This is a genomic window from Vibrio sp. 10N.261.52.C2 (assembly GCF_041471425.1).
Lineage (GTDB): Bacteria > Pseudomonadota > Gammaproteobacteria > Enterobacterales > Vibrionaceae > Vibrio > Vibrio crassostreae_C.
Genome location: NZ_JBFROH010000117.1, coordinates 1 through 204 on the forward strand (window position 1 = coordinate 1; position 204 = coordinate 204).

Here is a 204-nt window from a genome sequence, read left to right on the forward strand (position 1 = left end):
TTTGAACACTTGTCAGCGACGACAAGTATTCCACTGCGGAGTGGTAGTTCAGTTGGTTAGAATACCGGCCTGTCACGCCGGGGGTCGCGGGTTCGAGTCCCGTCCACTCCGCCACTTATTAGAGAAGCCCTGCTAGAAATAGCAGGGCTTTTTTACATTTGAAGAAAAGTGTTTTGCTTATAGGTTATACCAATTAAAGTAAAA

The 204-nt window shown here is 46.1% G+C and carries 1 tRNA gene; it reads left to right on the top strand.

The annotated features are described in order from the left end of the window. The first annotated feature begins 37 nt into the window (after window positions 1-37). Window positions 38-114, top strand: a tRNA-Asp gene (locus AB4307_RS21995). Window positions 115-204: the final 90 nt, after the last annotated feature.